Origin of the sequence: Blastomonas sp. SL216 (assembly GCA_026625625.1) — a bacterium.
In the GTDB taxonomy this organism is placed as follows: domain Bacteria; phylum Pseudomonadota; class Alphaproteobacteria; order Sphingomonadales; family Sphingomonadaceae; genus Blastomonas.
In genome coordinates, this window is the sequence record CP113055.1 from 3,083,819 (window position 1) to 3,102,075 (window position 18,257).

18 protein-coding genes are annotated in these 18,257 nt (G+C 65.6%); 8 read left to right on the forward strand and 10 right to left on the reverse strand.

The features are described 5' to 3' along the window. Positions 1-68: 68 nt before the first annotated feature. The 7 genes from OU999_14630 to OU999_14660 all read left to right on the forward strand — a co-directional run bounded on the left by OU999_14630 (position 69) and on the right by OU999_14660 (position 6,668). A complete protein-coding gene (locus tag OU999_14630; GenBank protein WAC22963.1) occupies positions 69-491 on the forward strand; it encodes a Fur family transcriptional regulator in 423 nt (140 codons plus the stop codon). An 8-nt stretch (positions 492-499) separates the two neighbouring features. Next, entirely contained in the window at positions 500-1,345 is an 846-nt protein-coding gene (locus tag OU999_14635; GenBank protein WAC22964.1) for a lysophospholipid acyltransferase family protein, read from the forward strand. Positions 1,346-1,357: 12 nt separating this feature from the next. Continuing rightward, entirely contained in the window at positions 1,358-2,737 is a 1,380-nt protein-coding gene (miaB, locus tag OU999_14640; protein ID WAC22965.1) for a tRNA (N6-isopentenyl adenosine(37)-C2)-methylthiotransferase MiaB, read from the forward strand. Then, complete coding sequence (locus tag OU999_14645; GenBank protein WAC22966.1) at positions 2,737-3,837, forward strand: PhoH family protein; 1,101 nt, start codon at positions 2,737-2,739, stop codon at positions 3,835-3,837. The genes miaB and OU999_14645 overlap by 1 nt, the downstream gene beginning before the upstream one ends. 99 nt (positions 3,838-3,936) lie before the next feature. Beyond that, a complete protein-coding gene (gene ybeY / locus OU999_14650; protein WAC22967.1) occupies positions 3,937-4,431 on the forward strand; it encodes an rRNA maturation RNase YbeY in 495 nt (164 codons plus the stop codon). Positions 4,432-4,494: 63 nt separating this feature from the next. Next, a complete protein-coding gene (locus tag OU999_14655) occupies positions 4,495-5,424 on the forward strand; it encodes a hemolysin family protein (GenBank protein ID WAC22968.1) in 930 nt (309 codons plus the stop codon). A gap of 62 nt (positions 5,425-5,486) precedes the next feature. Next, positions 5,487-6,668, forward strand: a complete 1,182-nt coding sequence (locus OU999_14660) for a glycosyltransferase family 1 protein (protein ID WAC22969.1) — start codon at positions 5,487-5,489, stop codon at positions 6,666-6,668. Between the two features lie 48 nt (positions 6,669-6,716). Here the strand turns inward: OU999_14660 and OU999_14665 are convergent, their stop codons facing one another. The 4 genes from OU999_14665 to pepN form a co-directional block, all read right to left on the reverse strand. Further along, on the reverse strand, positions 6,717-8,045 hold the full coding sequence (locus tag OU999_14665) for a cystathionine gamma-synthase family protein (protein WAC22970.1): 1,329 nt from the start codon (positions 8,043-8,045) through the stop codon (positions 6,717-6,719). Between the two features lie 71 nt (positions 8,046-8,116). Beyond that, positions 8,117-9,520 carry a DASS family sodium-coupled anion symporter gene (locus tag OU999_14670; protein ID WAC22971.1) on the reverse strand — a complete coding sequence of 468 codons (1,404 nt, stop codon included), beginning with the start codon at positions 9,518-9,520 and terminating at the stop codon, positions 8,117-8,119. 165 nt (positions 9,521-9,685) lie between these two features. Then, positions 9,686-10,453, reverse strand: coding sequence for a peptidoglycan editing factor PgeF (gene pgeF, locus OU999_14675; protein WAC22972.1), 768 nt, complete (start codon positions 10,451-10,453; stop codon positions 9,686-9,688). 1 nt (position 10,454) lies between these two features. Beyond that, positions 10,455-13,085 carry an aminopeptidase N gene (gene pepN / locus OU999_14680; GenBank protein ID WAC25438.1) on the reverse strand — a complete coding sequence of 877 codons (2,631 nt, stop codon included), beginning with the start codon at positions 13,083-13,085 and terminating at the stop codon, positions 10,455-10,457. 203 nt (positions 13,086-13,288) lie between these two features. Between pepN and OU999_14685 the strand changes: the two genes are divergently transcribed. Then, positions 13,289-14,092, forward strand: coding sequence for an SDR family NAD(P)-dependent oxidoreductase (locus OU999_14685; GenBank protein ID WAC22973.1), 804 nt, complete (start codon positions 13,289-13,291; stop codon positions 14,090-14,092). Positions 14,093-14,096: 4 nt separating this feature from the next. Here the strand turns inward: OU999_14685 and OU999_14690 are convergent, their stop codons facing one another. From OU999_14690 to rpmH, 6 genes are all read right to left on the reverse strand, one after another. Next, positions 14,097-14,750 (reverse strand): glutathione S-transferase family protein, encoded by a 654-nt coding sequence (locus OU999_14690; protein ID WAC22974.1) that lies wholly within the window; start codon positions 14,748-14,750, stop codon positions 14,097-14,099. Between the two features lie 132 nt (positions 14,751-14,882). After that, positions 14,883-15,533: a ribosome biogenesis GTP-binding protein YihA/YsxC gene (gene yihA / locus OU999_14695; protein WAC22975.1), complete on the reverse strand. Its 651-nt coding sequence runs from the start codon at positions 15,531-15,533 to the stop codon at positions 14,883-14,885. Next, complete coding sequence (yidC, locus tag OU999_14700; protein ID WAC22976.1) at positions 15,530-17,305, reverse strand: membrane protein insertase YidC; 1,776 nt, start codon at positions 17,303-17,305, stop codon at positions 15,530-15,532. The genes yihA and yidC overlap by 4 nt, the downstream gene beginning before the upstream one ends. A 47-nt stretch (positions 17,306-17,352) precedes the next feature. Then, positions 17,353-17,562: a membrane protein insertion efficiency factor YidD gene (gene yidD, locus OU999_14705; GenBank protein WAC22977.1), complete on the reverse strand. Its 210-nt coding sequence runs from the start codon at positions 17,560-17,562 to the stop codon at positions 17,353-17,355. Between the two features lie 94 nt (positions 17,563-17,656). Further along, positions 17,657-18,025 (reverse strand): ribonuclease P protein component, encoded by a 369-nt coding sequence (rnpA, locus tag OU999_14710; protein WAC22978.1) that lies wholly within the window; start codon positions 18,023-18,025, stop codon positions 17,657-17,659. Positions 18,026-18,114: 89 nt separating this feature from the next. Continuing rightward, positions 18,115-18,249 carry a 50S ribosomal protein L34 gene (gene rpmH / locus OU999_14715; GenBank protein WAC22979.1) on the reverse strand — a complete coding sequence of 45 codons (135 nt, stop codon included), beginning with the start codon at positions 18,247-18,249 and terminating at the stop codon, positions 18,115-18,117. Positions 18,250-18,257: the final 8 nt, after the last annotated feature.

An 18,257-nucleotide genomic window follows, 5' to 3' on the forward strand; every position in this document is an offset into this window, starting at 1 on the left:
GGCCAGCCACCGTGCATCATCGCCCGGCAGGATGGCCTCCACCATCAACGGCATTTTGAAGGGGCAGCATGCGCCAGAAAATCGACCTGGAGGCGTTGTGCGCCGATCGTGGTCTCAGGATCACCGATCAGCGGCGCGTGATCGCGCGCGTGCTTTCCGAAGCCGAAGACCATCCCGATGTCGAGCGGCTGCACGAGCGCGCCTCTGCCATCGACCCGCGCATCTCGATCGCCACGGTCTATCGCACGGTGCGCCTGTTCGAAGAGGCGGGCATTCTGGACCGCCACGATTTCGGTGATGGCCGCGCGCGCTATGAAGCCGCGCCCGAAGCGCATCATGACCATCTGATCGATGTCGAGACCGGCAAGGTGCTCGAATTCGTCGATCCCGAGCTGGAAGCGCTGCAGAAGCTGATTGCCGAGCGGCTGGGCTACCGGCTGGTCGACCATCGCATGGAACTGTACGGCGTCGCGCTCGACCGCAAGGATTGACGGCGCGCATGAGCGAGGCCGAAGCTGCGCCCGTCGCCCCCAAGCCTGTACCGCTTTATCCCGACACGCCGGATATGGCGCATCTGCACTGGCGCGATCCGGGGCTGATCGGGCGCATCCGGCTCGCCCTGCGGGTGCTGCTGATCGTGCTGATGCTGATCGTGTGCGTGCCGCTCTATTATGTCTGGCGGACGCTCAGACTCTCCAATCCCTGGCCCAAATTGTTCCTGCGCGGCGTCGGGCGGGCGTGCGGTGCCAAGGTGCGGGTGGTCGGCACACCGCTCAAGCGCGATGTGTTCTATATCGCCAATCATCTGAGCTGGCTCGACATTCCCGTGATTGCCGGGCGCAATGGCAGCGCCTTTGTCGCGCAGGACGGCATCAAGAGCTGGCCGGTGATCGGCTGGCTGTGCAAGCTCAATGACACCGTGTTCGTATCGCGCACCAACCGTCTGGGGATCGCCGGGCAGATCAACGAGCTGCGCGATGCGCTCGCCGAAACCTGGGCGATCACCATCTTTCCCGAAGGCACAACCACCGATGGCAGCAAGCTGCTGCCGTTCAAGTCGCCGCTGCTGCAGGTGCTCGATCCGCCGCCGCCCGGCGTGCTGGTCCAGCCGATGTACCTGGACTATGGCGCGGACGCCCATGACATCGCCTGGGTGGGCGAGGAAACCGCGCCCAACAACGCGCTGCGGCTGTTCACCCGCAAGCGCAGCTTCTGGGTGACGCTGCACTTCCTCGAGCCGTTCAGCCCCGCCGATTTTCCGGGGCGCAAGGCGATCGCGGCCGAGGCCAGGGCGCGCATCGATGCGGCGCTTTGTGCTTCCTTGGGGCGCGAACCGGCTGTATAGCCATTGGCATTCATGACCCACAGCATCGATACACCGCCCGCGCCCGCCCCCGAATCTGCCGGGGACGCCCCCCGCCGCTATTTCGTCACCTCGTTCGGCTGCCAGATGAACGTCTATGATGGCGAGCGGATGGGCGAGATGCTGGCCGCGCAGGGCATGACCCAAGCCGAAGCCCGCGAGGATGCCGATCTGGTCATCCTCAACACCTGCCATATCCGCGAAAAGGCGGTCGCGCGGGTCTATTCGGACATCGGCCGCCTGCGCCGTGACGACGGGACCAAGCCGATGATCGCGGTCGCCGGCTGCGTCGCCCAGGCCGAAGGCGAGGAGATCGCCCGGCGCGCCCGCAGCGTCGATATCGTCGTCGGGCCCCAGGCCTATCACCGGCTGCCGCAGCTGATCGAGCAGGCGCGCCGGGGTGAAACCGCGATCGATACCGACATGCCCGCGGTCACCAAGTTCGGCGCGCTGCCCTCGCGCGCACGCCAGCAGCGGCCATCGGCGTTTCTGACCGTGCAGGAAGGCTGCGACAAGTTCTGCACCTATTGCGTGGTGCCCTATACCCGGGGGGCCGAGATCAGCCGCCCCTATGCTGATCTGGTCGAAGAGGCGCATGCGCTGGTCGCCGCCGGAGTGAAGGAAATCACCCTGCTCGGCCAGAACGTCAATGCCTGGACCGGCAGCGACGACAAGGGCCGGGCCAAGGGGCTGGAAGGGCTGATCGAGGCGCTGGCCGACATGACCGGGCTGGAGCGGATCCGCTATACCACCAGCCACCCCAATGACATGACCGACGCGCTGATCGCCGCGCATCGCGACATTCCCAAGCTGATGCCCTATCTGCACCTGCCGGTTCAGGCGGGCAGCGACCGCATTTTGAAGGCGATGAACCGCAGCCATGATGCTGCGAGCTATCTGAAGATCATCGACAAGATCCGCGCCGCGCGGCCCGATATCGCGATGTCGGGCGATTTCATCGTCGGCTTTCCCGGCGAGACCGAGGCGGATTTCCAGGCGACGCTCGATATCGTGCGCGCGACCGGCTACGCTCAGGCCTACAGCTTCAAATATTCGTCGCGCCCCGGCACGCCTGCCGCCGATATGGAGGATCAGATCAGCCCCGAGATCATGGACGAGCGCCTGCAGCGGCTGCAGGACCTGCTGAACAGCCAGCAGCATGGCTTCAACCAGGCGACGGTCGGCAAGCGCATGGCGGTGCTGCTAGAGCGGCCGGGGCGCAAGCCGGGCCAGCTGGTCGGCAAGTCGCCCTGGCTGCAATCGGTGCATGTCGCCGATGATCGCGCCAGCATCGGCGACCTGATCGAGGTCGAGATCGTCTCTGCCGGGCCCAACAGCCTGGCGGGCGAACCGCTCAGCCTGGTGACCGCCTGATGGCGCGCAAACAGGGCAATGGCGGCGGACGCGGCGGCGATAACGGCAAGCTGCGCGGCAAGCACGATCCGCAATCGACGCGCCTCTCACCGATTTACGGCAGCGACTTCCCGTTCAACCGGCCCGAACCTGCCAACAAGGCGCGGATCGGGGTGGAGTTCGATGAGCCGACGCTGCTGGGGCCGCTGTTCGGCCAGTTCGACAAGAATCTGGTGGCGATCGAGAACCGGCTGGGCGTCTATATCCAGGCGCGCGGCAACCGCATCCAGATCGAGGGCGAGGCCGAAGCCGCCGCGCGGGCGCGCGACGTGCTGGTCGGCCTGCACAAGCGGATCGAACAGGGGCTGGATATCGATGAAGGCGCGGTCGAGGCGCTGATCACCATGTCGGCCGAACCGACGCTGGAGGGCATCGTCCGGTCCGAGGTGGCAGAGCCGCCCGCGATCATGATCCGGACGCGCAAGAAGACCATCGTGCCGCGATCGGCGACGCAGACCGAATATATGCGCTCGCTGGTCCGCGACGACGTGATCTTCGCGCTGGGTCCGGCGGGGACCGGAAAGACCTATCTCGCGGTGGCGCAGGCCGTCAGCCAGCTGATCACCGGCACGGTCAACCGGCTGATCCTGTCGCGTCCGGCGGTCGAGGCCGGCGAACGGCTGGGTTTCCTGCCCGGCGACATGAAGGAGAAGGTCGATCCCTATCTCCGCCCGCTTTACGATGCGCTCTATGACACGCTGCCTGCCGAGCAGGTCGAGCGGCGGATTGCCAGCGGCGAGATCGAGATCGCGCCGCTGGCGTTCATGCGCGGCCGCACGCTGGCCGACAGCTTCATCATCCTCGACGAGGCGCAGAATACCACGCCTGCGCAGATGAAGATGTTTCTCACCCGTTTCGGCATGAACAGCCGGATGGTCATTTGCGGCGACCCCAAACAGGTCGACCTGCCCGGCGGCGTCGGTGCCTCGGGCCTGGCCGATGCGGTCGGTCGGCTGGAAGGCGTGCAGGGCATCGGCACGGTACGCTTCACCGCAGCCGATGTCGTGCGCCACCCGATCGTCGGGCGGATCGTCGAGGCCTATGAGGGCAAGGATGCGTGATCGTGCTCCGGCGAAAGCCGGAGCCCAGAGCGGCTACAATGCAATCCCGCCCCTGGATTCCGGCTTTCGCCGGAAAACGGCACCTAAAGCGGCACGAGCATGATCGAAACCGAAACCTCTGTCGATGAACTCTGGCCCGGCGATACCGACTGGGAGGCGTTGTCGGCGCGCGCGGTGTCTGCCGCGCTGGCGGTCAGCGCGCACGGATCGCTGGCTGAAGCGCGTTTCACGGTGTCGGTCAGCGTACATTTCGGCAGTGACGACGAGGTGCAGGCGCTCAATCGCGACTATCGCCACAAGGACAAGCCCACCAACGTCTTGTCCTTCCCGATGATCGACCCTGATGACTTTGTCGCGCTGGCGAACACGGATGACGGCGAGGTGCTGCTGGGCGACATCATGCTGGCCCATCAGACCTGCGCGCGCGAGGCCGAGGAAAAGGGCATTGCGCTCACCGCCCATGCCACCCATCTGGTCGCGCATGGCATGCTCCATCTGCTGGGCCACGACCATATCGAAGAGGCCGATGCCGAGATCATGGAGGCGCTGGAGGTGAAAGCGCTTGCCAATCTGGGGCTGGACAATCCATATTGAGGCGACGCAGACGCGGGCTGCCTTCCCAAGACAACCAACAGCGGGGTTAAGATTCAGCCAGTCATGGCAGACGGAGACAGTAATGGCGGTGGTAAATCCACCGCACAAGACGACGGTTCGGGGCGAATATGGCGGGGCTTGAAGGCCCTGCTGTTCGGAGAACAACACGACCAGTCGCTGCGCGCCCAGCTTGAAGAGGCGATCGACGAGCACGAGGAGGACGACGATGCCGATGACGCGTCGTCGCGCGGCGACCTGTCCCGCGTCGAGCGCGAGATGCTGCGCAACCTGCTGCATTTCAGCGAACATGATGTCGACGATGTCGCGGTGCCGCGCAGCGACATCATCGCCATCGATCGCGATGCCAGTTTCGATGCCTTGGTGCAGATCTTTGCCGAGCACGGCCATAGCCGCGTGCCGGTCTATGAAGGCTCGCTCGACCATATTGTCGGCATGGTCCACATCAAGGATGTGTTCCCGATCATTGCCACCGATGGCCCGCGCCCCGAGCGCTGGGACAATCTGATCCGTCAGCCGCGCTTCGTGCCGGAAACCATGGGCGTGCTCGATCTGCTTGCCGAAATGCGCCAGACGCGCACCCACCTGGCCATTGTCATCGACGAGTATTCGGGCACCGAAGGGCTGGTGACGATCGAGGATCTGGTCGAGGAAATCGTCGGCGATATCGAGGACGAGCATGACGACGAGCCCGAGATGCTGGTCATCCCCGGCGAGAACGGCACATGGGACGCCGATGCGCGTGCCGAGCTGGACGATGTCGCCAAGCTGGTCGACCCGGCTTTGGGCGAGATCGACCATGATGTCGACACGCTGGGCGGCCTGGCCTTCGTGCTGGCGGGCGAGGTGCCTGCACCGGGCCGGATGCTGGAACATGACAGCGGCTGGCGGCTGGAGATCGTCGATGGCGACGAGCGCCGGGTCACCCGCATTCGCCTGTTGCCGCCGATGGAACCCGCCGGGGCAGACGCCTGATCGGCCAGCTGCCCCCGCAAATGCTGGCTTTTGCCGCTCAGCACGCTTAAGGCGGGCCGATCATGGACATTTCCGATCTTCGCATTGCGCTGTTCAGTGGCAACTATAACTACGTCCGCGATGGCGCAAACCAGGCCCTGAACCGGCTGGTTGGCTGGTTGCTGGAAAATGGCGCGCAGGTGCGAGTCTATTCGCCGACCACCAAGACACCGGCGTTCGAGCCGGCGGGCGACCTTGTCAGCCTGCCCTCGCTGCCGATTCCCGGCCGCAGCGAATATCGCGTGACGACGATCCTGCCGCCCAGGATCAAGAAGGACCTCAATCGCTTCGCGCCCAATATCGTCCATGTCTCCAGCCCCGACAGCGCCGGGCACAGCGCGGTGCGCTGGGCGCAGCGGCACAATATTCCGGTGCTGGGATCGGTGCACACCCGGTTCGAAACCTATCCGCGCTATTACAACATGGCGTTTCTGGAGCCGGTGCTCGAGGCGATCCTGCGCCGTCTGTACCGCAAGTGCGATGCCATTGTCGCGCCGTCCGATTCGATGGCGCAGGTGCTGCGCGAACAGCGGATGAGCTATGACGTCGGCATCTGGTCGCGCGGCGTCGACAAGCATATCTTCAATCCGCAGATGCGCGACATGGACTGGCGGCGGTCGCTGGGCCTGGCCGACGACGTTCCGGTGATCGGCTTTCTGGGCCGGCTGGTGATGGAAAAGGGGCTCGACGTCTTTTCCGATTCGATCGACCGGCTGGTGCGCCGCAAGGTGCCGCATCAGGTGCTGGTGGTGGGCGAAGGGCCCGCCCGTGGCTGGTTCGAATCGCGGCTGCCGGGCGCTGTGTTCGCAGGCTTTCAGGGCGGGGCTGATCTCGGCCGTGCGGTCGCCAGCATGGACCTGTTCTTCAACCCGTCGATCACCGAAACCTTCGGCAATGTGACGCTGGAAGCGATGGCCTGCGGCGTGCCCGTGGTCGCCGCGCGCGCGACGGGCAGCGAAAGCCTGGTCGAGCACAATGTCACCGGCCAGCTGGTGCGTCCCGGCGCGACGGTCGAATTTGCAGACGCGCTGCAGGCCTATTGCGGCAACCCCGACCTGCGCAGCGCGCACGGCCAGGCGGGCCTCAAGCGCAGCGAGAAATACAGCTGGGACCGGATCAACCGGGGCCTGGCCGAAACCTATATCCGGCTTATCCGCCAGCGCCAGTCTGGCAGCGGCGGCATTCCCTATCGCGCCATTCGCTGACCTGCATACGGCCCCCCGGCATCGCGCGGGGGGCCGCCGCAGCCGTCTTCAGACCACGTTGAGCGCCTGTTCGAAATCGGCGATCAGATCGTCGGGATCCTCGACGCCGATCGAGATGCGCACCAGATTGTCGGTAATGCCCAGCGCCGCCTTGCGCGCATCGGGAACCGAAAGGTGTGTCATCGCGGCAGGGTGGCTCGCCAGCGTTTCGGTGCCGCCCAGGCTCACCGCCAGCTTGGCGAGGCGTAAGGAATCGAGAAAGCGGAAGCTATCCGCCTCACCGCCCTTGATGAACAGCGAGAAGGTCGATCCCGCGCCGGTGCAGTGCCGGTCGAAAATATCCTGCTGGCGCGCATCCTGGATCATGCCGAGATAGCCCAGCCCTTCGACCTTGGGGTGCTGCGCCAGGAATGCGCAGACCTTGGCGGCATTCTCGCCCGCGCGGGTCATGCGCAGTTCGACCGTTTCCAGCGAACGCATCAGCATCCAGGCGGTATTGGGGTCGCAGATCGTGCCGATGGTGTTGCGCAGTGCGCGCACCGGATCCATCCAGCGCTTCGGGCCGGAGAGGCCGCCCGCGACCAGATCGCTATGGCCGCCGACATATTTGGTGAGGCTGTAGACCACGATGTCCGCGCCATGGTGCAGCGGCTGCTGCCACAGGGGGCCCAGGAAGGTGTTGTCGATCGCGATCGGCGTCGGAACGGCTTCTGCCCCCAGCACCGCATCGCGCGCCTCGGCCACCGCCTCGATATCGACCAGTGCGTTGGTGGGGTTGGCCGGGCTTTCCAGATAAATCATCGCGACGCGGCCGCCCTGCCTGGCTGCCATGTCCTTGGCCTGTTCCAGCACCGCGTCGATTTCCGCGCGGGTCGCGCCCGCCGGGAAGTCCATATAGGTGATGCCGAAGCGCGAGAGGATGCGCGCGATCATCGCCTCGGTCGCGGCATAAAGCGGGCCGGAATGCACGATCACGTCATTGTTGCTGCAATAGGCGAGCAGCAGCGTGGCGATGGCCGACATGCCGCTGGAAAACACCAGCGCGTCCTCGGCATCGTCCCAGATGCTCAGGCGATCTTCTAGGATCTCCTGATTGGGGCCGTTGAAGCGCGAATAGACCAGGCCTTCGGCGCCGCCGGGGCGCTTGCCCGTCAGCCCTTCGAAATGGCGCTTGCCCGCCGCCGCATTTTCGAACGCGAAGGTGGAGGTGAGGAAGATCGGGGCCTTGAGCGAGCCTTCGGACAGGGCTGGGTCAAAGCCATGGCCCATCATCAGCGTGGCAGGCTTCAGCTTGCGTCCGCCCAGCATCTCGACCTCGGGCTTGGGCTTGCGGCGCGGCGTGGGGGTGGTGATCGGTTTGATCGGGGTGTCGGTCATATGCGGGGTTCCTGCGGTCTGGGCGGAGCTTTTCCCCGTCCCTTGTCATGCCCGCATCTATGCCCGAGCGCTCAATTGATTACAAAGGAAACCATCCAGATCGTGCCGACCATGAGAGGAACGCCCGCAATGTCGAGCCACAGCCCGGCCTTGAGCTGACGCGGCAGCGCGATATTGCCGGTTGCCCAGGCAATCGCATTGGGTCCGGTGCCCGAAGGCAGCATGAAGCCCCAGCTCGCCGCCATCGCCACCGGCATGGCGAGCAGCACCGGATCGACCCCTAGGGTGACGATCAGGCTGGCGACGACGGGCATCACCCCGCTGGCCGTGGCGACATTGCTGGCAAATTCGGTGACCAGGATGACCAGGGCGGTCAGCGCCAGCGCGATGACGATCAGCGGCACGCCCGCCAGCGGCTCCAGCGCGGTGCCGATCCAGCGATCCAGCCCGGATTCGCCGATGCCCGCCGCCAGCGCCAGGCCGCCGCCGAACAGCATGATGACGTCCCAGGGCGCGCGATTGGCCTCTTTCCACACCAGCATCGGCCGCCCGGTGCCATCGGGCAGGATGAACAGCGCGATCCCCGCCATCACCGCGATCGACCCGTCGGTCAGCGCGCCCTTGGGCAGCAGGCCGCTCAGCCAGGGCTGGATGATCCAGGCCAGGATCACCAGCACGATCACCGGCACCAGCCGCCTTTCGGGCACCGACCATTCGGCCTGGCGCGCAATCGCGCTGCGCGCGGCATCGACATCGAACGGGTGCGCGGCGAGCTTTTGCACCCTGGCCAGGATGAAGGCCGCGATCGGCACCGACAGGATGACGATCGGCATGCCGTACGCCGCCCATTCGGCAAAGCCGATCTCAAGCCCGGTGGTCTTGGCGAGCAGCCCTGCCGAAATGGCGTTGGTGGGGGAGCCGACCAATGTGCCCAGCCCCCCGATCGAGGCGGCAAAGGCAATGCCCATCATCAGCGCGCCGGGCAGCCCTTCGCTCTCGCCCTCCGCGATGCCTCCCGCGACCAGCACCGCGCTGGCGATTGGCACCATGATGAGCGTGGTCGAGGTGTTCGAGATCAGCAGCGACAGGGTCGCGGTCGCGATCATGAAGGCGAACAGCAATTGCGCCGATGTGTGCCCCGATCGGTTGACGATGGCGAGCGCGAGCCGCTTGTGCAGCCCGACCCGCTCGATCGCCAGCGCGAGGAACGCGCCGCCCAGGATCAGGAACAGGATGGGCGAATAGTATTCCGCCGCGATGGCATCGGCGCTCATCACCCCGGTCAGCGGCAGTACGATGAACGGCAGCAGCGCGGTGACGGTGAGCGGCACGGCCTGCGTCATCCACCAGGCCGCCATCCAGAAGACCAGCCCAGCGGTGCTCCACGCCTGTGCATCCATGCCGACCGGCGCGGGCAGGACAAGCGTGAGCGCGAAACCCAGCACGCCGGTGATCAGGCCCCAGATGTTGGTCAATGCGAAATATGTCCCCTCATTTTCCTCCCCTGCTCCCCTCCCTGCAAGGGAGGGGCTGGGGGTGGGTGGGCCGTTACCGAGCTACCCTCTGCTTTGTTGCGCTTCGACCCACCCCTAACCCCTCCCTTTCAGGGAGGGGAACGTCCACTGACGGGAGGGGAGATATTACCCCCTCAGCCCGATCGCGCCCATCTGCCGTCCGTAATCGGGCTCGCCGCGATGTGTCGCGCGGCGGAAGCTGTAATAGCCCTGCTCGTCCGCATAGGTATCCACCCCGCTCACATGCACCGTGCCGATGCCGCAGGCGGCGAGGCGCGCGGCGATATAGCCTTCCAGGTCGAATTGATAATGGTCCGCGCGGCCTTCGCGGAAAAAGCGCTCGTTCTCCGGCTCGGCCTCGCAGAAGCGCTGGAAGAAGCCGCTGTCGACCTCATAGCTTTTCTGCTGGATGCACGGACCGATCGCGGCGATGATCCGCGAACGCTGCGCCCCCATGCGCTCCATCGCCGCGACGGTCGCCTCGCCGACGCCGGCAAACGCGCCCTTCCAGCCCGAATGCGCCGCGCCGACCACGCCTGCGGCTTCATCTGCAAACAGGATCGGCGGGCAGTCTGCGCCGAGCACGCCGAGCAGCAGGCCGGGCCGGTCGGTGACCATGGCGTCCGCCTTCGGCCGTTCGTCGACCGGAATGGCGGCGTTGACGCGCACGACATCGGCGCTGTGCACCTGATGCAACGTCACCAGAGTGGAGCCGGGCAGGATCGCCTCGCCTGCGCGCCTGCGGTTTTCGTGCACCGCTGCCGGGTCGTCGTCCGAGCCCAGCCCGACATTGAGACCCGCGACCAGGCCCGTGGACACCCCGCCGCGCCGCCCGGTGAAACCGTGCGCGATGCTGCCAAGGGCCGGGGAGGTGAGAAGGGGTACGGTTTGCATGTCACTCAAGGCTCTTCACCACCTGCTCGGTTACATCTTTCGAAAGCCCCGGCTGCGCCAGGATCCGTTCCAGACAGCCGCGCATCCTGGCTGCGCGGGCCTCGTCGAACCGGCGCCAGCGGCCCAAGGGCGCGATGAAGCGCGCGGTGGTCTGCGGGTTGAGCGGATCGAGCTTCACGATCAGATCGGTGAGCAGTTCATAGCCGCGCCCGCTGTCATGATGGAACACCGCCTGGTTGGACACGAACGGCCAATAGAGCGCACGCACCCGGTTGGGGTTGGTCAGCGTGAAGTCCTTGTGGCGGATGAGCTCGAGCATCTGTTCGTGCACCTGCGGGTGCGCGGAGCCGGTTTGCAGCGAGAACCATTTGTCGATGACCAGCGCATTGCCCTGATAGCGGTTGTAGAAGCTGTCGAGCGCGGTTTCGCGTTCGTCCGCGCGCATGCTGGCGAGCACCGCCAGCGCGCCCTGGCGGTCGGTCATGTTGTCGGCGCGGGCGAACTGGTCGAACGCGATTGCCGCGGCATCGCTGGCCTCTGCCGAGGCGATATAGCCGAGCGCCAGCGACTTGATCTTGCGCGCGCCGCGGGCCTCGCGGCTGAGCGAATAGGGCACGGCCGAGGCGCGTTCGTGCGCAATCCTCCAGGGATCGAGCAGCCGCGATCCGATGGCCTTGCGCAAGGCCCGCCGCGCCGCGTGGATCGCCTCGGGCCGCACCACCAGCATCTGCTCGCCCAGAAACGCTTCGGTCGGCAGGCTCAGGATTTCCGCGCGCATCGAATCGTCGAGCCGCTGGTCGCTGACCAGATCGCCGAACACCGCGATGATCTCGTCGAGCGACACCGCATGCGCCGGGGCTGCGCCGGGGCCGTCCATATCGGCAATATCGGCCATCAGCCGGTCGATGACGAGCTGTTGCAGCGCTTCGTAGCGCGCAAACGGATCGTCATCATGCCGGACAAGGAACGGCAGGTCGCCGGTCGCGCGTGCGACATCGAGGTTCACCGGCGCAGAGAAGCCGCGATTGATCGACAGCACCGGCGCGCGCGCATAGCCGGTAAAGCTCAGCGCCTGCTCGGCCTCGGTCAGCATCACCAGCATCTCGCCGCGATGCGCCTTCATGTCGCGATCGATCAGCGCGGTGCGCAGCGGAATGGGCATGACCGGCTTGTCGCTCTGGCCGGGGGTGGCGGCGAAATTCTGGCGCAAGTGCAGCGTCGCGGTGCCAGTGGCGGCATCATGCTCCAGCCGCGCCTGGACCTGCGGCGTGCCCGCCTGTTCGTACCAGCGGCGGAATTGCGTGAGGTCCAGCCCCGCGCCCTGCTCCATCGCGCGGACGAAATCCTCGCAGGTTGCAGCTTCGCCGTCGTGCCGCTGGAAATACAGGTCGCAGCCGGCGCGGAAGCGCTCGGGCCCCGCCATGGTCGCCATCATCCGGATCACCTCTGCGCCCTTGTTATAGACGGTGGAGGTGTAGAAGTTGCTGATCTCCATATAGCTGTCGGGGCGGATCGGGTGCGCGAGCGGGCCCGCATCCTCCGGGAACTGCGCGGCACGCAGCATCCGCACATCCTCGATCCGCTTGACCGCTTCCGATCCCATATCGGCGGAGAAGCACTGGTCGCGATAGACGGTGAAGCCCTCTTTCAGGCTCAGCTGGAACCAGTCGCGACAGGTGACGCGGTTGCCCGACCAGTTGTGGAAATATTCGTGCGCGACGACGCCCTCGATCGCGTCATAGTCATAATCGGTCGCGGTGTCGGGATCGGCCAGAATATAGCGCGAGTTGAAGATGTTGAGGCCCTTGTTCTCCATCGCCCCCATGTTGAAGTCGCTGACCGCGACGATATTGAACACCGGCAGGTCATATTCCAGGCCATAGACCTGCTCGTCCCAGGCCATCGAGGCTTTCAGCGCCTGCATCGCATGCGCGGTGCGGCCCTCGTCGCCCGCGCGGACATAGATGGCGAGGTCGACGGGAGCGCCCGATCTGGTGGTGAACTGATCGCGCGTCGCCACCAGATCGCCCGCGACCAGCGCGAACAGATAGCTCGGTTTGGGGTGCGGATCGCGCCAGCGCGCGTAATGCCGACCCTCGGGCAATTCGCCGGAATCGACCAGCGCGCCGTTCGAAAGCAGCACCGGAAACCGGCGCTTGTCCGCGCGCAGCAGCACCTCATAGACCGCCATGTTGTCGGGCCGGTCGATGAACGGGATGATACGGCGAAAGCCTTCGGCCTCGCACTGGGTGCACAGCATGCCGCCCGAGGCGAACAGGCCCATCAGCTGGGTGTTGGTATCGGGCGCGATGCGGGTGGTCAGCGTCACCATGGCGCGCTCGCCCTGAACGTCGAAGGCGATGGCGTTGCCCTCATCGCGCCAGTTGACGGGTTGGCCATCGACCATCAGCGTCTGCGGCAGCGCGCCATCGCAGTCGAACCGCACCGGGCGATCATGATCGCCGTTGCGCACGATGCCAAGCGTCGCGCTCACTTCGGTTGCGGAAAGATCGAGGTCGAATTCCAGGGCGACCGTCTCCACCCGCCAGTCGGGCGGCTGATAGTCCGCGCGGTAGATCACCGGGGGTTCCTGGATTGCCGGGCTGGCGGTTGCGGTCTGGATATCGGCCATGGCGGCAAGTCTAGTGCGCACCGCCAGCCGCGTCACGCCGTTTTCAGAGCGGGCCGTTTTCCGTCATTCCCGCGAATGCGGGAATCCCGCTTTTCTGCCAATCCCGATAGGCAGCGGGACCCCCGCCTGCGCGGGGGTGACGAGCGATTGGCGTACAGACGATCGATCTTGCATCCCCTCTGCCCGCCGCTAGGTTCGCGGTCATGAGCACCCTCTTCATCTTCGGCATGGGCTATACCGCCGCGCATCTGGCAAACAGGCTTCGCGCCCAAGGCTGGCAGGTGCGCGGAACGGGGCGTTCCGGCGATGTGGATTTCGCCGACTCTGCCTCGGTCCACGCCGCACTCGCTGAAGCGACACACATTCTTTCCAGCGTCCCGCCCGACCGCACCTCAGGGCTCGATCCGGTGCTGACCCGCTATGGCGACATCCTGCGCGCTGCACCTGCGCGCTGGATCGGCTATCTGTCCTCGACCGGAGTCTATGGCGATGCGGGCGGGGCATGGGTGGATGAAACGTCCGTCGTCGGCACCGGACGGCGCAATGCAAGGACCGAGGCGGATCTGGTCTGGCAGGCGCTCGACACCCGGGTGCGGGTGCTGCGGCTGCCGGGAATCTACGGGCCTGGTCGCAGCGCGCTCGACCGGGTGCGCGACGGGACCGCCAAGCGGATCGACATGCCGGACCAGGTGTTCAGCCGGGTGCATGTCGAGGATATCGCAGGCGGCATCATTGCGTCGTTCGATGGGCCTGCGGGCGCGTACAATCTCGCCGACGATCTGCCCTGCTCGCAGAACCGCGTGATCGAGGCAGCGTGCCGTCTGCTCGCCGCGCCGCTGCCGCCGCTCCAGCCGCTGGAGGAAGCGAACCTCTCACCCATGGCGCTGGGATTCTATGCCGAGAACCGGCGCGTGGCCAATGGCAAGGCCAAGCGGCTGCTGGGTTGGCAGCTTGCCTATCCCGATTACGAGGCCGGGCTGGCGGCTATCCTCGCGCGCGGCGGCTGAGCTATCAGCGCTCGAAGCGCTCGATCACCCATGTTTCGTCATGCGCGGCCTGGGTCCAGTCGGCCATCCATTCATGGCCCAGCATCGCCTCGCTATAGGCCTGGGCAAAGCCGGGCAGGGTGATGCCATAGGTCTGGAAGCGGGTGATGACCGGCGCGAACATGATGTCCGCTGCGCTGAAGCTGCCGAACAGGAACGGCCCGCCGCGCCCGAACCGTGCGCGCGCCTCGGCCCAGAGCGAAAGGATGCGCATGACATCCTGATGCACTTCGGGGCTGACGCTGAAATCGTCATAACGCTGGCGCAGGTTCATGCCGCACTCGCGGCGCAGGGGGACAAAACCGGCGTGCATCTCGGCCGCCATCGAGCGGGCGAGCGCGGCGGCGACCGGGTCCTTGGGCCAGAAGCGGTCGCGGTGCGTGCGGTCCGCCAGCCAGTCGATGATCGCGAGCGAATCCCACACCACCGCCCCGCCATCCCACAGCACGGGGACCTTGCCGGCGGACGGCTGGAACTCGGGCGCCTGCCGCCGCTCGGGCCAGGCCTCGTCGTACAGCGGAACAACGATCTCCTCGAACGGCAGGCCGGACTGCTTGCACGCCAGCCAGCCACGCAGCGACCAGCTCGAATAGTTCTTGTTGCCAATGTACAGCTTCATATCTGCCCCAATCAATCGGCTGTCCCACACCCTTCGTGTCTTTGCGTCTTCGCGTGAACCCGAATAATTTCACGCGAAGACGCGAAGGCGCGAAGCAAAGAAAGAAAATGTGTTCCGGCTGCGCCGTGCTGCTTATTCGCTGATGCTGTCCATCACAAAGCCGCGCAGATCGTCAATGCCCATGCGCTTTTCGGACGAGGTGATGATGACATCGGGAAAGGCCGCAGCATGCTTGCGCGCTTCGGCGCGGGTCAGATCGGCGACGCGCTCCAGCTCGCTCGCCTTGATCTTGTCCGCCTTGGTCAGCACCAGCCGATAGCTGACCGCCGCCTCGTCGAGCATCTTCATCACATCGAGGTCGACCGGCTTGACCCCGTGGCGGCTGTCGATCAGCACCAGGGTGCGCTTGAGCGCCGCGCGGCCGCGCAGATAGTCGTTGATCAGGAAACGCCATTTCTTGACGACATCCTTGGGCGCCTTGGCAAAGCCATAGCCCGGCATGTCGACCACGCGAAAGCGCGGCGGATCGCCGACATCGAAGAAATTGAGCTCCTGCGTGCGCCCCGGCGTCACCGAGGTGCGGGCGATCGCGCGCCTGCCCACCAGCGCGTTGAGCAGCGAGGACTTGCCGACATTCGACCGGCCCGCAAAGGCGATCTCGGGCACCGCAGGCGGCGGCAGGAATTCGAGCGAGGGCGCGGACTTAAGGAAGTTGACCGGGCCGGAAAACAGCCGGTTGGCTTCCTGCAGCAGCGGGTGAACGGGTGTGTCTTCGCTGCTCACGCCTTGCCCTTGCCATCGGCTTTCGCCGCTTTCTCTGCTGCTTCCTTGGCCGCCAGCTCCTTCAATTGCGGATGGCGGCTGTAGAGCCATTTCTGCTGCGCGATGGTGAGCACGTTCGACATCGCCCAATAGAGCTGCAAGCCTGCCGCAAACGGCGCCATCACGAACATCAGCACCCAGGGCATGATCGAGAAGACCTGCTGCTGGACCGGATCCATCGGCGCGGGATTGAGCTTGAACTGAAGCCACATGGTGACGCCCAGGATGATCGGCAGCACGCCGATGGCGATCATGCTCGGCGGGTCGAAGGGCAGCAGCCCGAACAGGTTGACCGGGGTCAGCGGGTCGGGCGCGGACAGGTCCTTGATCCACAGCACGAACGGCTGGTGGCGCATCTCGATGGCCAGCAGCAGCACCTTGTACAGCGCGAAGAAGACCGGGATCTGCAGGAACATCGGCAGGCATCCGGCGAGCGGATTGACCTTTTCCTTCTTGTACAGCTCCATCATCTCGCTCTGGAGCTTCTGCTTGTCGTCCTTGTAGCGTTCCTGCAGCGCCTTCATCTTGGGCTGCACCGCGCGCATCGCCGCCATCGAGGCGAACTGCTTCTGCGCGATCGGGAACATCAGGCCGCGGATGATGATGGTCAGCAGGATGATGGCGACGCCGAAATTGCCGACCTGTTCGAACAGCCAGTTGAGCAGCTTGAAGATCGGCTTTTCGAACCAGATGAACCAGCCCCAGTCGACCGCGCGATCGAGCAGCTTGATGTTCTTGGCGTCGACATAATCGTCGAGCAGTTCGGTTTCCTTGGCCCCTGCGAACAGCATCGACTTGGTCTCGATCTGGCGGCCAGGTGCCACGACCGTCGTGTCGAACAGCAGTTCCGACTGGTAGAGCTTGCCGCCCAGCGCGCGGAAATTGCCCGCTGCCTTGGCGCTCGCGCCCGGTGCGGGGATCAGCGCAGACAGCCAGTAATGGTCGGTAAAGCCCAGCCAGTCGATATTGCCGTTATACTCGACCAGCTTCTTGGGGTTCTCGTCGAGATCGTCATAATGCACGTCGAAATCGGCGACATCGTCGAACACGCCCAGCGGGCCATTGCGCACCGTCCAGGTGCTGGGGTCGGCATTGGCGCTGGTCCGGTTGATCAGGCCCAGCGGGCGTACGATGGCGGGCGTGGTGCCGCTGTTCACGAAGCGCTGGGTGACGCTGATCAGATAATTGGCGTCGATCGAAAAGCTGATCTCGAAGCGCTGCCCCGCCGGGTTGGTCCAGGTGAGCGTCACCGGGGTCTGCTGCGTCAGCTTGGTGCCGGTGGCGGTCCAGACGGTCTGGCTGGTGGGGACGACAACGCCGTCGCCGATCCAGCCGAACTGCGCGAAATACTGATCCTCGGTGCCGGCAGGCGAGAACAGGTGGACTCGGTCGCTGTTCTTGTCGAGCTTCTCGCGATAATCCTTGAGCACGATATCATCGAGCCGTGCGCCGGTCAGGTTGATCGATCCGGCGACGCGGGGCGCATCGATGGGGATGCGCGCGGAGCCGGCGATGACCGCCTTGCGGTCGCGGATCACCTTGGGCGCGGTGCCGGTATCGGGCACGGTGCCCGACACGGAAGGGGCTGCGGCGCTGCTGCTCTTGCCGCCCGCCTGGGCAGATCCTTCGACAGCAGGCGGCGTGGGATACAGGATCTCCAGCGCATAGGGCCATCCGAACAGGACCAGAGCCATCAAACCGATGGCCAGGATGACGTTACGCTGATTCTCCACGCTTCAAACCTCGTTCCGGCAATTCAAAAAGGGGGCGCATATGTGCATCAGGGCACCGGATCATGGCCGTGCCCGCCCCATGGGTGACAGCGCAATAGCCGCTTCATCGCCAGCCAGCCACCCTTAATCGCACCGTAGCGCGTCAGCGCCTCGATCGCATATTGCGAGCAACTGGGGCTGTAGCGACAGCTGGGCGGCAGCACGCGCGAGGGGCCAAGCTGCCAGCCACGGGCGATCAGGATCAGCAGGTGACGCATCGGTGTTCCATCTGCATTGCCGTCAGCAGCTTGCGACCCGGCGGGCCACCGCGATTAGACGGATGCGCGGGCGGCAGCGACCGGCGACGTCGCATCAGCGCTTGCGCGGCTTGCCGCGCGGCGGGCGGCGATCGGACGAAGCCTTGCCTTCGCGTACCCGTACCAGCGCACGGGCGAGGTCGCTTTTCATGTCGGCAAAGTCGCGGGTCAGCGCCTCGGTCCGGCCGATCAGCACATGGTCAGCCCCTGCTATGCCATGATCGGGCAGCACCGCGCGTGCAAGCTCGCGGAAACGGCGCTTGATGTGGTTGCGCACCACCGCGTTGCCGGTCTTCTTGGTCACGGTATAGCCGATGCGGCGCATGGCATCGGCATCGGCGCGCGGCTTGACCAGCAGCACGAAGCCCGGCGTCCCGACACGCAGGCCCCCATTGGCGGCGAGAAAATCGGACCGTTGACGCATGACAACGGGCGCCCCGGAAGGCTCCGGAGCGCCCGTGTTGTCCTTGTCCATGCTGTCGTCCGCGCCCGCAATCACGGGCGGCGGCCCGATCAGGCGCTCAGGCGCTTGCGGCCACGGGCACGACGTGCACGCAGCACGGCGCGGCCACCCGGGGTCGCGCTGCGCGAACGGAAACCATGGCGACGCGCGCGCACGAGATTGCTGGGCTGAAATGTGCGCTTCATGCGGCACT

Coding starts and splice junctions, on each gene's coding strand:
- OU999_14635 (WAC22964.1), top strand. CDS start 500: ATGAGCGAGGCCGAAGCTGCGCCCGTCGCCCCCAAGCCTGTACCGCTT.
- OU999_14645 (WAC22966.1), top strand. CDS start 2,737: ATGGCGCGCAAACAGGGCAATGGCGGCGGACGCGGCGGCGATAACGGC.
- rnpA (WAC22978.1), bottom strand. CDS start 18,025: ATGCGTCAACGGTCCGATTTTCTCGCCGCCAATGGGGGCCTGCGTGTC.
- yidD (WAC22977.1), bottom strand. CDS start 17,562: ATGCGTCACCTGCTGATCCTGATCGCCCGTGGCTGGCAGCTTGGCCCC.
- OU999_14685 (WAC22973.1), top strand. CDS start 13,289: ATGAGCACCCTCTTCATCTTCGGCATGGGCTATACCGCCGCGCATCTG.
- miaB (WAC22965.1), top strand. CDS start 1,358: ATGACCCACAGCATCGATACACCGCCCGCGCCCGCCCCCGAATCTGCC.
- pgeF (WAC22972.1), bottom strand. CDS start 10,453: ATGCAAACCGTACCCCTTCTCACCTCCCCGGCCCTTGGCAGCATCGCG.
- OU999_14665 (WAC22970.1), bottom strand. CDS start 8,045: ATGACCGACACCCCGATCAAACCGATCACCACCCCCACGCCGCGCCGC.
- ybeY (WAC22967.1), top strand. CDS start 3,937: ATGATCGAAACCGAAACCTCTGTCGATGAACTCTGGCCCGGCGATACC.
- OU999_14655 (WAC22968.1), top strand. CDS start 4,495: ATGGCAGACGGAGACAGTAATGGCGGTGGTAAATCCACCGCACAAGAC.
- rpmH (WAC22979.1), bottom strand. CDS start 18,249: ATGAAGCGCACATTTCAGCCCAGCAATCTCGTGCGCGCGCGTCGCCAT.
- OU999_14660 (WAC22969.1), top strand. CDS start 5,487: ATGGACATTTCCGATCTTCGCATTGCGCTGTTCAGTGGCAACTATAAC.
- OU999_14630 (WAC22963.1), top strand. CDS start 69: ATGCGCCAGAAAATCGACCTGGAGGCGTTGTGCGCCGATCGTGGTCTC.
- OU999_14690 (WAC22974.1), bottom strand. CDS start 14,750: ATGAAGCTGTACATTGGCAACAAGAACTATTCGAGCTGGTCGCTGCGT.
- pepN (WAC25438.1), bottom strand. CDS start 13,085: ATGGCCGATATCCAGACCGCAACCGCCAGCCCGGCAATCCAGGAACCC.